This window comes from Rhizobium grahamii CCGE 502, from assembly GCF_000298315.2.
In the GTDB taxonomy this organism is placed as follows: domain Bacteria; phylum Pseudomonadota; class Alphaproteobacteria; order Rhizobiales; family Rhizobiaceae; genus Rhizobium; species Rhizobium grahamii.
This window is the reverse complement of sequence record NZ_AEYE02000008.1, coordinates 1-12,795: the sequence shown is the minus strand read 5'-3', so window position 1 is coordinate 12,795 and position 12,795 is coordinate 1. Positions and strand designations below refer to the sequence as shown.

The 12,795-nt window shown below is 60.6% G+C and carries 9 protein-coding genes; 6 read left to right on the top strand and 3 right to left on the bottom strand.

Going from position 1 to position 12,795, the window contains the following annotated elements:
• Positions 1–25 precede the first annotated feature (25 nt).
• The 3 genes from RGCCGE502_RS05820 (at position 26) to RGCCGE502_RS05810 (ending at position 4,564) form a co-directional block, all read left to right on the top strand.
• Entirely contained in the window at positions 26–1,528 is a 1,503-nt protein-coding gene (locus RGCCGE502_RS05820) for a protein adenylyltransferase SelO (RefSeq protein WP_016553235.1), read from the top strand.
• 134 nt (positions 1,529–1,662) lie between these two features.
• A complete protein-coding gene (locus RGCCGE502_RS05815; protein ID WP_016553234.1) occupies positions 1,663–3,996 on the top strand; it encodes a glucose/quinate/shikimate family membrane-bound PQQ-dependent dehydrogenase in 2,334 nt (777 codons plus the stop codon).
• Positions 3,997–4,108: 112 nt separating this feature from the next.
• Positions 4,109–4,564 carry a hypothetical protein gene (locus RGCCGE502_RS05810; RefSeq protein WP_016553233.1) on the top strand — a complete coding sequence of 152 codons (456 nt, stop codon included), beginning with the start codon at positions 4,109–4,111 and terminating at the stop codon, positions 4,562–4,564.
• 253 nt (positions 4,565–4,817) lie between these two features.
• Here RGCCGE502_RS05810 and RGCCGE502_RS05805 read toward each other — a convergent pair whose 3' ends face one another.
• The 3 genes from RGCCGE502_RS05805 to RGCCGE502_RS05795 form a co-directional block, all read right to left on the bottom strand.
• Positions 4,818–5,309 (bottom strand): GNAT family N-acetyltransferase, encoded by a 492-nt coding sequence (locus RGCCGE502_RS05805; RefSeq protein WP_016553232.1) that lies wholly within the window; start codon positions 5,307–5,309, stop codon positions 4,818–4,820.
• Between the two features lie 174 nt (positions 5,310–5,483).
• Positions 5,484–7,874 carry an arylsulfatase gene (locus RGCCGE502_RS05800; protein ID WP_016553231.1) on the bottom strand — a complete coding sequence of 797 codons (2,391 nt, stop codon included), beginning with the start codon at positions 7,872–7,874 and terminating at the stop codon, positions 5,484–5,486.
• A gap of 410 nt (positions 7,875–8,284) precedes the next feature.
• Positions 8,285–8,728 carry a cupin domain-containing protein gene (locus RGCCGE502_RS05795; RefSeq protein ID WP_016553230.1) on the bottom strand — a complete coding sequence of 148 codons (444 nt, stop codon included), beginning with the start codon at positions 8,726–8,728 and terminating at the stop codon, positions 8,285–8,287.
• A 70-nt stretch (positions 8,729–8,798) separates the two neighbouring features.
• On the opposite strand from RGCCGE502_RS05795, the gene RGCCGE502_RS05790 reads away from it, so the two are divergent.
• The 3 genes from RGCCGE502_RS05790 to RGCCGE502_RS05775 all read left to right on the top strand — a co-directional run bounded on the left by RGCCGE502_RS05790 (position 8,799) and on the right by RGCCGE502_RS05775 (position 12,764).
• A complete protein-coding gene (locus RGCCGE502_RS05790) occupies positions 8,799–10,454 on the top strand; it encodes a winged helix-turn-helix domain-containing tetratricopeptide repeat protein (protein WP_016553229.1) in 1,656 nt (551 codons plus the stop codon).
• Positions 10,455–10,836: 382 nt separating this feature from the next.
• The gene (locus RGCCGE502_RS05780) at positions 10,837–11,664 is read left to right on the top strand and encodes a dienelactone hydrolase family protein (RefSeq protein ID WP_016553227.1); all 828 of its coding nucleotides are present in this window, start codon (positions 10,837–10,839) and stop codon (positions 11,662–11,664) included.
• A 410-nt stretch (positions 11,665–12,074) separates the two neighbouring features.
• Positions 12,075–12,764, top strand: coding sequence for a molybdopterin-dependent oxidoreductase (locus tag RGCCGE502_RS05775; RefSeq protein ID WP_016553226.1), 690 nt, complete (start codon positions 12,075–12,077; stop codon positions 12,762–12,764).
• The last annotated feature ends 31 nt before the right edge of the window (positions 12,765–12,795 follow it).

Sequence of the window (12,795 nt, the reverse complement as noted above, 5' to 3'; positions counted from 1 at the left end):
CGTGCCCGAGCCCTACCTAAGACTCATGACCTTAGCTTCGAACGCATCCACCTCCCGGCCCTTCTCCTTCGACAACAGCTATGCGCGGTTGCCACAACAGTTCTTTACGCGCCAGGATCCCTCGCAGGCCGCCGAGCCGTGGCTGATCAAGCTGAACGAACTGCTTGCGGAAGAACTCGGCCTCGATGTCGAGGCGCTAAAGCGCGACGGCGCGGCGATCTTCTCGGGCAACCTCGTACCTGAAGGCGCCGATCCCTTGGCGATGGCCTATGCCGGGCACCAGTTCGGCTCCTTCGTGCCGTTGCTCGGCGACGGGCGAGCGATCCTCCTCGGCGAGGTGATCGATCGCAACGGTCAGCGTCGTGACATCCAGTTGAAGGGTGCCGGCCAGACGGCCTATTCCCGCCGCGGCGACGGCCGCGCCGCGCTCGGTCCGGTGCTTCGGGAGTATATCGTCAGCGAGGCAATGTATGCGCTCGGCATCCCGGCGACCCGGGCGCTTGCTGCGGTTTCGACCGGGCAGCCCGTCTATCGCGAAAACATTCTGCCCGGCGCTGTGTTTACCCGTGTTGCCGCAAGCCATATCCGCGTCGGCACCTTCCAGTTCTTTGCGGCGCGCGGTGATACCGACGGCGTGCGGGCGCTGGCCGACTATGTCATCGACCGGCACTATCCGGAACTGAAAGATAGGGACAATCCCTACCTGGCGCTCTACGAGGCCGTCTGCGAGCGGCAGGCTGCCTTGATCGCGAGGTGGCTGCACATCGGCTTCATCCACGGCGTCATGAACACCGACAACATGACCATTTCGGGCGAGACGATCGATTTCGGCCCCTGCGCCTTCATTGATGAATACCATCCCGGCACTGTCTTTTCCTCGATCGACCAGGGCGGCCGCTATGCCTATGCCAATCAGCCCGGCATCGGCCAATGGAACCTGGCGCGGCTTGGCGAAACGCTGCTGCCGCTGTTCGATACGGATGCCGAAAAGGCCCTCGAACTCGCCAATACCGTGATCCAGCAATATGGCGAGCGCTTCCAGATCCATTGGCTGCGCGGCATGCGTGAGAAGATCGGCCTCGCGACCGTCGAGGACGGCGATCTTGAGCTCATCCAGTCGCTGCTCGCCGCGATGCAGGCGCAACAGGCCGACTTCACCCTCACCTTCCGTCGGCTTTCCGACGCTGTCACTCCCGGTGATGGCGAGGCTTTGTTCCTCTCGACCTTCCGCGAACCGGATGGCGCGCGCGAATGGCTTGGCCGCTGGTGCGACCGCCTGACCCGCGACGAAGGCCGGACGGAGGCGGATCGCAGGGCGGCGATGCGCGCGGTCAATCCCGCCTTCATTCCGCGCAACCATCGCATCGAGCAGGCGATCAGCGCGGCCGTCGAGGAAGCGGATTTCTCGCTCTTCGAAGCACTGCTTGCGGTTCTCGCCAAGCCCTATGAGGACCAGCCCGCATTTGCGGCGTACATGGAGCCGCCGAAGCCGGAAGAACGCGTGCTGCAGACCTTCTGCGGCACGTGATCGGGTGAAAGTCTCGCAAGTCTGACACCTATGGTCGCAGTTGACGCTGACTGCGGTCGCTCTATCTCGCTGATTAGCAGGCGTTTTTTCGCGTTTTCGTCGCACCCGACTATCCTCCGCGAGAGTTCCCCATAATGGCAATTGTCATAACCTCCATCCTTTTCATCCTGCTCGGGCTGGCGCTCGGCGGTGGCGGCCTCTGGCTCGTCATCCTCGGCGGCAGCTTCTTCTATCTGTTCTCCGGCGTAATGTTCCTCGTCATCGCCATCCTGCTTCTCATGCGCCGGGCGGCGGCCCTGTGGGCCTATGCGCTGCTGGTCATCGTTGCGCTCGCCTGGGGGATCTGGGAAGTCGGCTTCGATTGGTGGCAGCTCGGGCCGCGTGGCGGGCTGATTATCCTGCTTGGCCTCTGGCTGCTCACGCCCTGGATCCGGGGGCCGCTTGGTTTCCTCAGCCCGACCGGGATTTCCTACGGCGCCAATCCATGGCCGCTCGCCATTCCCTTGCTTATCGCAATCGTCGTCGCCGGCTACTCGATGACGACGGATCCGCACGACATGCACGGGACCTTGCCGACGCAAGTGTCGGGCACACCGACCTTCGGCGGCACGGTCCAGAACCGCGAATGGCATCAATATGGCCGCACCCCATTCGGCCAGCGCTACTCGCCGCTCGACCAGATCAACGTCGGCAACGTCAAGGATCTCAAGGAGGTCTGGCGTTATCAGACGGGCGACGTGAAGCGGCCTGACGACGTCGGCGAGACGACCTATCAGGTGACGCCGCTGAAGGTTGGCGACACCCTCTACCTCTGCACGCCGCACAACTGGGCAATCGCGCTCGATGCGAAGACAGGCAAGGAGAAATGGAAGCACGACGCCAATTCAGGCATGAATCCCGACCGCCAGCACCAGACCTGCCGCGGCGTGACCTACTACCATGATACATCGGTCGCCGCTGGCCAGCCCTGCGTCGATCGCGTCTATCTGCCGACCTCGGATGCCCGCCTGATCGCGCTCGATGCGCTCGACGGCAAGGTCTGCACGAGCTTTGCCGAACAGGGCGTGCTGCACCTTGAGCAAGGCATGAAGTACAATCCGGCCGGCTATTACTACTCGACCTCTCCGCCGGTTGCAGTCGCCGGCAAGCTGATTATCGGCGGCGCCGTCAACGACAACTACTCGACGCAGGAGCAGTCAGGGGTCATCCGCGCCTTCGATATCAATTCCGGCGCGCTGATCTGGAACTGGGACTCGGGCAATCCCGATGTGACCACGCCCCTACCCGAGGGCCAGACCTATACGACCAATTCCCCGAACAGCTGGTCTGTGCTCAGCGTCGATGACGGGCTCGGCATGGTCTATATCCCGCTCGGCAACCAGGTGCCGGACCAGCTCGGCATGAACAGAAGCGAAAATGTCGAGAAGTTCTCGTCATCGATCGTGGCACTCGACATCAACACCGGGCAGCTGAAATGGGTCCAACAGTTCGTCCATCACGATCTCTGGGACATGGACGTGCCGGCGCAGCCTGTTCTGTTCGACATGAAGAAGCCTAACGGGACAGTCGTTCCGGCGCTGGTTGGCCCGACCAAGCAGGGCGACATCTACGTTCTCGACCGGCGCACCGGCGAGCCGATCATTCCCTTCAAGGAAATCCCGGCACCATCGGGCGCAATCCCCGAGGATCGCACAGCACCGACGCAACCGATCTCCGACCTCACCTTCTCGCCGCCGCCGCTGCAGGAGAAGGACATGTGGGGCGTGACGCTGCTCGACCAGCTCGCCTGCCGCATCGATTTCCATCGCTACAAATACGAGGGCCGCTACACGCCGCCGTCGCTTGAAGGTTCGATCATCTATCCCGGCAACTTCGGTACTTTCAACTGGGGCAGCGTCGCGGTCGATCCCGAGCGGCAGATCATGTTCGGGATGCCGACCTATCTCGCCTTCACCTCGCGGCTGGTTCCGGCCGCCGACATTCCACCGAAGAGCCAGGATGAAAAGGGCAGCGAACAGGGTCTCAACCGCAACGACGGCGCGCCCTACGGCGTGTTCATGGGGCCGTTCCTCGGACCGCTCAAGATCCCGTGCCAGGCGCCGCCTTGGGGCTATGTCGCCGGCGTCGATCTCCTCACCGGCAAGACGGCCTACAAGCTGAAAAACGGCACTGTGCACGACATGACGCCGCTGCCGCTGCCCTTCAAGGTCGGCGTGCCCGGCATCGGCGGCCCGATGCTGACCAAGGGGGGCGTCGCCTTCCTCGGCGCTGCGGTCGACAACTATCTGCGCGCCTATGACGTGACGAATGGCAATCAGCTTTGGCAGGCCCGCCTGCCGGCCGGCGGCCAGGCGACGCCAATGACCTATACGACGGACAACAAGCAGTTCGTCGTCATGGTCGCCGGCGGGCACGGCTCGATCGGAACCAAGCCCGGGGACTATGTGATCGGCTACGCGCTGCCCTGAAGCCTTGCCGGATGGCCGCCGGTTGACGACGGCCATCCGAGTCCTGGCGCCGCAAGCTCCAGGCAGGACTGCTGCGCCATTCTCCTGCGCATTGTTTAAAGGAGAAATTTTCATGAAGATCGGCAGCAGCATTTCCAGCACCTACGGACTGAGCAACCTCTTTTCCCAATCGGGCCAGCGCAGCAAGCAACAGTCCAGTGATACCGAGGTCGGCGTTCGCCAAAGCGGCGCGGCGCTGCAGCCAAGCAGCACGCCGACCTCGATCTCCAGCACGATGTGGGCGCTGCAGGCGAGCGCCACCGTGACCATGGACGGCACGGAAGATCCCGCGAAGGCACGCCATGACGCTGTTGTCTCCGAGTTTACCGATCTCGCCAACAAGACTCCGGCGGAGCGGATCCGCGACAGCATTCTCAAGAGTCTTGGGATTACCGAAGATGAGCTGGCGTCGATGCCGCCGGAACAGCGCGAGGCCATCGAAAAGCAGATTGCCGATGAGCTGAAGCGGCAGCTGACCGGCGATGACAGCAAGGACAAGCCAAGCGCCGACACAATTGTCAGCGCCTAGACCTTTCAGGGTAGAGAGGCGATCGACTCGGACGTAATTTCGAGTCCCCTGCGCCGATCGCCTCGGCCTTGTCGAAAACACAGATGGCACATACCGTGAAGGCGGCATTGGCCCGATGCGGACGTTGCCTTGCAACTTCGAGCCCAAAGCGCACCTGGGCACCGGATCCCCTCTGTTCAAGGTGCCTTACGTTGACGCGGGGGGGACGAGGGACACGGAATGTCTGCACCGCTGCCGAGGGAACTGTCCGCGATCACAGCCGCTTGGCCATCCAAAGGTGCGGCTGGCCCTCGTCCTCGTAATCGACATCGCTGATCCGCGTATAGCCCTGCTTGGCGTACAGATCGTGCGCGTACTCCTGGGCATGCAGCTTCACCAGTTTGGCGCCGACCTCGCGCGCCGCCTCGTCGCTCGCAGCGATGATCACACTCGCCAGGCCCCGGCGGCGAAACGCCGGCATCACGGCTACGCGGCCCAGCAGGTACGTCTCCCCTGCTGTCACGCCCTCGTCGAAGATGCATGTCGGCGACTGCGGGCTCTCGGGCGCAAGTGCTCGCTCGATTTGCTCGGGGAACAGGCGTGAGCAGCCGGCAAGCTCGCCATCGATATAGAGCGTCACGTGCACGCAGGAGGGGTTGTCGTCGATGCCGTCGAACTCGTTCTCATAGCCCTGCTCGTCCATGAAGACAGCACGTCGCACCGCAAAAGCATCGTCGCGGGCGTCGGTCTTGATCTGCGGAGACATACAGAGCCCTTTCCACCGGTTCACTTGCGCACGATTACATAGGCAAGCAAATCATGATTGTATCGTTTGGGCGCGCCCAGTCACTTCGTATTTGTCGCTTCTGGCGCAAAGCGGTCGAGCGAAGAGGGTCAGCTGTCGGCCCTTAGCTGCCACTGGAACTAGCCCAGCACAGTCTCAGTTCAACTGGACCGTCAGCTTGTTGATCGTCCCGGTGAAGGCAAACGGCACCTGGTAGTCCTTGTCATCGACACCGGTGCGAGTATCAACACCGACATCGAAGGTCTCGTCCCACGGCATAAGAGCTGGGACAGTGTGCGGAATTTTCTGGTTGGCGACTTCCTTGCCATCCACCTTGAGGATGCCCGTACCGCCGCTGCCCATGTTGTGGCTGTCCGATGTGAAGTCGAACTCGATGGTATGCTTGCCTGGCGGCAGCGTGTCGGGGCCTTCCCACCGGAAGCGTTCGATGTCCACGAAATTATAGAGAAACACCGGCTTTTGCTTCAGGACGTATAGGCCGAAGCCGCCAAAACGACCGCCCGTCGTCGCCAGCATGCCGTCCGCGCCGGTCGCCGGAATCTCGATCTCAGCGGTGATCGTGTAGGACTTGTTCAGGATGTTCGGGGCGTTTCCGCCAGGCACGCCTGAGACGACGCCTGAATAGGTGAACAGCTTCCGTCCGGCGGTCGCGCTCGGTCGCGGGGTCATGAGCCGCTCCAGGATCGAGTTGTCGAGCGGGAACACGTTGTATTTCGCGGCTTCGAGCAGAAACAATTCCTGCAACTGATGCAGCTTGTCAGGATTGCTCTGCGCGAGGTCGTTGGCCTGAGAATAATCCTCGTTGAGATTATAGAGTTCCCATTTGTAGCCATTGACCACTTCCGGCATCGGCGCAGTGCCCATCAACCAGGGCGCTGCCGGCGGCGTGGTACAGGCGTACCAGCCGTCGTTGTAGATGCCCCGGTTTCCGAACATTTCGAAGTACTGCGTGCGGCGTGTCGAAGGCGCGTCGGCGTTTGCCTTATTCCACGTGTAGGCCATGCTGACGCCTTCGATCGGCTTTTGCGCCACACCGTTGACCATGGCTGGTGCCGGGATCCCGGTCGCATCGAGGATCGTCGGCACGATGTCGATGATGTGATGGAACTGGCTGCGAATTCCGCCTGCGTCCTTGATGCGGGCGGGCCACGCCATTGCCATGCCTTGCCGTGTGCCGCCGAAATGCGAGGCCACCTGCTTGGTCCATTTGAACGGCGTGTCAAAGGCCCATGACCATGCAACCGACATGTGCGGGTAAGTCTGGTCGCTACCCCAGGCATCGTAAAATTTCAACTGATCGGCGACGGGGACCTGAAGGCCCTCGATGGTGATCACCTCGCTCGGGGTGCCTAGCGTGCTCCCTTCCGCGCTCGTGCCGTTGTCACCCTCGATATAGATGACGAGCGTGTTGTCCAGCTTGCCCATGTCGTCTACCGCCTGGATCACGCGCCCGATCTCATTGTCGGAGTAGGCGACGTAAGCTGCGAACACTTCGGCCTGGCGGGCAAACAGCTTCTTGCTGTCAGCGTCGAGCGCGTCCCATTTCGGCAAATCATCGGGCCAGGGGGTGAGTTGCGTATTTTGCGGAATGACCCCGAGGAGCTTCTGGTTCGCGAAGATCTGGTCGCGCATGGCATTCCAGCCCATGTCGAACTTGCCCTTGAACTTCTCGATCCACTCTGGCGTCGGATGGTGCGGTGCATGTGTGGCGCCGGGTACATAGTAGACGAAGAAGGGCTTGTCAGGCGCAGCCGCGTTCAACTGCTTGATGTAGTTGATGGCGTTGTCGGCCTCGTCGGTAATCAGATTGTAGCCGGGCTTTCCGACCCAAGGAAAAATCTGCGTGTGATCCTGAAAGAGATAGGGCTCCCACTGGTTGCTGTCGCCGCCCATGAAGCCATAAAAGTAGTCAAAGCCCATGCCCGACGGCCATTGGTCGAAGGGACCGGCGCTGCTGTACTGGAACGATGGCGTGTTGTGGTTCTTGCCGAACCATGATGTGGAATAGCCGTTCTGCTTCAGAATGTTGCCGATCGTTGCGTTGTCTACGCCCAGAACGGAATCGTATCCTGGATAGCCGGTCGCCTGCTCGGAAATCACACCAAAACCGGTCGAATGATGGTTGCGTCCTGTGATTAGCGCCGCCCGCGTAGGCGAACAGAGCGCCGTCGAGTGGAACTGCGTGTAGCGGAGGCCCATCTGCGCCACCCGATCGAGCGCTGGAGTCGGGATAACGCCGCCGAACGTGCCGGCCACCCCGTAACCGGCATCGTCTGTCATGATCAAAAGGATATTGGGGGCGCCCTTGGGTGGCACGACCTGCGGCGGCCAATACGGTTTTGAGTCCTTGGCGCTCAACCCGATTTCACCGCCGAACGGCGTCGGCGGATTGGGAAGGTATCGCCCGTCAAGGGTCGTCGTCGCGTCCGGCGCACCCGGTGTCCCGGTGTTTTCCTGGGCGCTCACAGTCCAGGCTGAACACGTCAGGGCTGCCGCAGCGACCTGCGTCAAAAATGCCAATTTCATTCGCATGGTACCCTCCCGGTCGCTACCATCAGATTGAAACGGTCACATCAGCATTAAGGGGAACTCGAGTTGAACGAGTACATCAGAAGAGTTTGGAGCCTAAACCCAACTAACTACACAAAGGCCAAACAGACTTAGCAACAACCAATACCGGGCGGAGGAACATCCTCTGCCTCTACGCCGTCACCCCACCCACATTATTCATATTAGCATACGCTTGGTGACACGGCCAATTAACTCATAGGATGGAAGCTTTGGTTGTAACGACCGCGCGAGAGTGTCTGGGCGAGGCTCAACGTCGTAAAAATACAGATCAGTACGGCGCGATGACGGGCCGCTCGAATGTCCGTCTTGGAGCTTTGCCGCCGTCCGCTAATGTCCGCATTCAGCCCGAAGCGGACATCCGTCTGTCATGGCACTCGGGAATCCATTTCAGGATAAAGAACAACGCTTTCTTGCGCAGTTGGCTCGTTGCGCGCCCCGACAAATACGGCTGGTTCGGCTCCCCGATTGACGGCCACGTGCAACACGTTGGCGGGGATGTATAGATAATCTCCGGGGTGCATCAGATCCCTATGCTGGAGTTCATCGCCACTCCACAGCTCCAACTCTTCACCGCTCAACATGTAGAAGGCACTCTCGTGGCGCTCATGCACATGCGCCTTGGTGCGTCTCCCAGGCGGGATCGTAGCGGTACCGAGCCACAGTGCGGCTGAGCCAACCGACTCCGCACTAATGCCGGGCAGGTAATCAGGCCCCTGTTCAGCTTGGTATCCCGCGTCCCCTTTGGAGACCAGGGCCTTGCCCCGCGAGAAGGCCAAACCTGCATCGGTTCGTTCTTTTGAAATCGTCATTTTGATCTCCTCTGTGCTAGTTTTGGTGACCTACGCAAGAGGATCACAAGAAGACCGACCGGAGTCCTTAATGGGAGGCCAAAAAGTCCCGAATTCTTCTGAAGAAACCGTGGCCGCCAGCGTCGTGCCGCAACGGTTCGCGTTCGGGGCGTTCATCCTCGACATGCAGTGCGGCGCACTGACTTGTGAAGGACGGCGGGTGGCAATTGGCCATAAGGGCTTGTTGCTGCTGCACGCGCTCGTGCGGGCCTCCACAGAGGTCGTAAGCAAGTCCGCGCTGATGGACGCTGCCTGGTCCACCGCGATCATCGAGGAGAGCAATCTCTCGGTTCAGATCGCTGCCTTGCGCAAGATGCTTGGCCCGCAACCAGAGGGGAACGAGTGGATCGCCACCGTGCCTCGTGTGGGGTATCGTTTTACGGGCCGGGTCAATAGCCTGCATTCTGCTGCCGTTGATGCGCCCGCGGCGTTGCCCGGTTCGCCCGCGAACCCCGGCAGACCATCGATCGTGGTCCTACCGTTTGCCAATTTGAGCAATGACAAGCAACAGGCTTATCTGGTGGATGGCATCACCGAAGATGTGATCACTGCGCTCACGAGATTTCGATGGTTTCGGGTAATCGGGCGCAATTCAAGTTTTGTCTACAGGAACAAGTCGGTCAGTGCCAAGCAGGTGGGCCAGGAACTGGGTGTCGGTTATGTGCTCGAAGGAAGTGTGCGCCGGTCTGGCAGTCGCCTTCGGGTCTCTGCTCAACTGGTCGAGACCACTTCGGCCAGTGAAGTCTGGGCCGAACGGTATGACTTGGAACTGGAAGAGGCATTCGCCGTTCAAGACGCCATCGCGGAGAGGATCGCGGGTGCGATTGAGCCAGAACTGCTGAAGACGGCGTCACTTCCCGCGGCGGCGCGGCACACGGGAAATATGACGGCGTGGGAGATAGTGCGGCAGGGGACCTGGCATTTCCACCGCGTTGGCCAGCAGACCCACCTCATGGCACGAGAGCTATTCAGAGAGGCGTGCCGGCTCGACCCCGAACTTGCCGAAGCCCATCTCTGGCTTGGTCGGGTGAGCGCAGGCATCGTCGCCTATGGATGGAGCAAGCGTCCCTCCGAAGACATCAGGGAAGGTTTGGATGCCGCCTTGGCGGCAGTTCGGCTCGACGAAAAGAACCCGTACACACATTACGCGTTGGCGATCTGCAGCGCGTACGCGAATGCACCCGAACAGGCGGTCCTTGCCGCCGAAAGGGCGATCGAGATCAGCCCGAGTTTCGCCCTTGGCCACCTTGTCTTGGGAATGGCGGAGCTCTTTAGGGGTAGCGCGTCGAGTGCCATAGCGCCACTGGAACACGGCCTCATGTTGAATGCCAACGACCCACAGAACTTCGTTTGGCTGAACTTTCTGGCACTGGCCCACTTGTTTGCCGGCGACGGAGCCAACGCCCTGGCTGCCGCCGTGAGAGCCCAAAAGGTGCGCCCAGCATGGCGGCCGGTCCAAGAAACACTGGCCTGCTGCTATGCGACCGTCGGGCGTCTTGCAGAGGCGCGATCATCGCGCGAGTTGATGAGCGAAATGGAGAACCCGCCAGGCGATGCTTTAGAGCCGCTAAGACAGCGGAATCCGCATTGGCAGCAACGATTGGCAGAATTGTTGACGCAAATCCCGAGTAACCCTCTTCCGACAGGAGCCGCGCATAAGGCGCTGCGGCAGCCGACGCCCGACTAGGGCGTTCCAGATACTGCTGTCCGCTATTGGGGCGCAAAGCGGCCAAGACTGCTGTCTTGCCCGTCGCAACCATCGCAACCGGCTCGCTTAACGAGAGACGGATATTCTGCGACCGGCTATTCCGGCTTCCGGTTCATCTGCGATCCCGGCGGCATCACCTCCAGGCTTCGCCTATCCAGTTGCGCGAACACCTCGTCGAACCCAAACCGCGGGTCCAGTTCAACTCGCGGACGGCCGCGGCGGCACAATCCTTCGTCCGACCGCAGCGTCCCAATGCGGCGATTTCGTGAAATCGAATTCGCTCGATCAAGGTTTGAGCCCACCGGTTTCTGCACTCGGAGAGTTGCGCTAATATGTCTTGCCCCAGCGGAGATCGACGTCGTTGGACTTCCTTGCACACATGAAGCGTCGGGTGCTTCTTGTTGATACGGTGGAATGCTTGGCCGCAGTGGCAGCCGTAGCAATGCTGCCCGCGTGCCTTGTGTCCGAATATGCGAATGCGGCTCAAGTCGGCAATGACGACCCGCGATTGCGCACCGAAAGAGTGGCTCTCGATACGGCTTGGGGCAAACTTGAATGCTATCTTGCCCGCCCCGACAGCACCAAGCTTCACCCCGGTGTAGTGGTGGTTCATGACAAGTTGGGTCTGACGCCGCATTTCGAGGAGGTCACAAGGCGCCTGGCCCTTGAGGGATTTGTGGCATTGGCACCTGACTATGCTTCGCGTTTTGGTGGGACGCCGGCCGAACCCGGGCCTGCCCTCGAAACGGTGGGAATGGAGACAAGATCAGACATGGCTGCCGATACCCGGGTGGCCTTGGTCTGGCTAAAATCCGACGGCGTGAGCAACGGGAAGATTGGCGCAGTCGGTTTTGGATTGGGCGCGACTGCGATAGACGACCTGGTCACCAAAGGGACTGATCTCAGTGGCGCGGTTATCTTCTATGGGCACCCGCCGTCGGTTGCCGATGTGGGCCCTATCGAGACGCCACTCCTGCTCAACCTGGCTGGCAAAGACCCTTTCGTAGATCCCGAGATTCCGGCGTTTGTCGACGTGGTGAAAAAGACTGGCGTAAGGGCGGAGATTTTCACCTACGAGAACACGGAGCGCGCTTTTGATGACGACAGCAACAGCGCGCACTACTCAGCTGAAGCAGCGAAGCTAGCCTGGTCGCGCACGATTGAGTTCCTAAAGGCGACTTTAGGTTAGGTCGCCGCACCTTGGTCGGATTTCACCGAACGTGGCGATTGATCGTGGCCGTGTTGCGCATGTTCGGCCGCTCCGGCATTATTCCAAAAGGTCCGCAAAAGGCGTAGTCCGGTCATTTTGCGCCCCGGAAGGCTTCGCAAACTGATTCAGATCGATGCGACGGAGATTCACGTTTCCGTCGCATCTCTTTGCTGACAATGATCGCGTGAGTATGGCGATAAAGATGACGATAGGACTGGTGTTTGCGGCCCTTTACTGCCGTTCGAGGTCGACCCGAGGAACGTGCGGCATATGCTAGAATAAGGCCCGCAGACGGAATGCGACACATGCACTGCGAGGGCCAGTGTGATCGCACCGCAATTCGCGCGACCGCGGAGCCGACGTTGTGCTCTTGGAAGGAGACGAGGACGATGCCGACACCACAGCAACCCAGTCTAATAGTTCGACAGAAATCCCCACAGAACATCGAGTTTCCGTTTGCATCGCTCTCCGATTGGCTGATCCCAACCGAGCTGTTCTTCGTGCGAAACCATTTCCCGTCGCCCGACCTCGATGCGCGAGACTGGAGATTGCGCGTTGACGGGGCGGTGGAGCGGCCACTCGAACTTGACCTCGACACCATCAAGGCGATGCAGAGCACGACTTTCACCGCCGTCGTCGAATGCGCAGGAAACGGGCGCGTCTACTATGTGCCTCCGAGGGAGGGGTTACAGTGGCAGAATGGAGCTGTCGGCAATGCCGCGTGGACAGGTGTTCTTCTGCGCGAGATTTTGGAAATGGCGGGCGTCAAGCGAACCGCATGTGAGGTTCTGCTCGCAGGGGCCGACAGCGGCGTCGTCGACGCGAACAAGAAAACGGCTTCTCCCGGCCCCATCGCTTTTGCGCGCAGTCTACCGCTTGAGAAGGCCATCGCTGACAGCACGATGCTTGCCTATTCGATGAACGAGGAGCCGTTGACACGCGATCACGGCTATCCGCTGCGCGCGGTCGTGGGTGGCTGGTTCGGCATGGCTTGGGTCAAGTGGATCACGCATATCACGGTTGTGGAGCAACCATTCCTTGGCTACTGGCAGGCGCGTATAGCGCGGCGATCAGGATGAGACGGCGCATTGCCTCGCCTGAACTGCTTCC

What these genes read in the sequence shown, in the direction of transcription:
- RGCCGE502_RS05805 (WP_016553232.1), bottom strand. Translation starts at nt 5,309, where the DNA reads ATGTCTCCGCAGATCAAGACCGACGCCCGCGACGATGCTTTTGCGGTG.
- RGCCGE502_RS05815 (WP_016553234.1), top strand. Translation starts at nt 1,663, where the DNA reads ATGGCAATTGTCATAACCTCCATCCTTTTCATCCTGCTCGGGCTGGCG.
- RGCCGE502_RS05790 (WP_016553229.1), top strand. Translation starts at nt 8,799, where the DNA reads ATGGGAGGCCAAAAAGTCCCGAATTCTTCTGAAGAAACCGTGGCCGCC.
- RGCCGE502_RS05775 (WP_016553226.1), top strand. Translation starts at nt 12,075, where the DNA reads ATGCCGACACCACAGCAACCCAGTCTAATAGTTCGACAGAAATCCCCA.
- RGCCGE502_RS05795 (WP_016553230.1), bottom strand. Translation starts at nt 8,728, where the DNA reads ATGACGATTTCAAAAGAACGAACCGATGCAGGTTTGGCCTTCTCGCGG.
- RGCCGE502_RS05810 (WP_016553233.1), top strand. Translation starts at nt 4,109, where the DNA reads ATGAAGATCGGCAGCAGCATTTCCAGCACCTACGGACTGAGCAACCTC.
- RGCCGE502_RS05820 (WP_016553235.1), top strand. Translation starts at nt 26, where the DNA reads ATGACCTTAGCTTCGAACGCATCCACCTCCCGGCCCTTCTCCTTCGAC.
- RGCCGE502_RS05800 (WP_016553231.1), bottom strand. Translation starts at nt 7,874, where the DNA reads ATGAAATTGGCATTTTTGACGCAGGTCGCTGCGGCAGCCCTGACGTGT.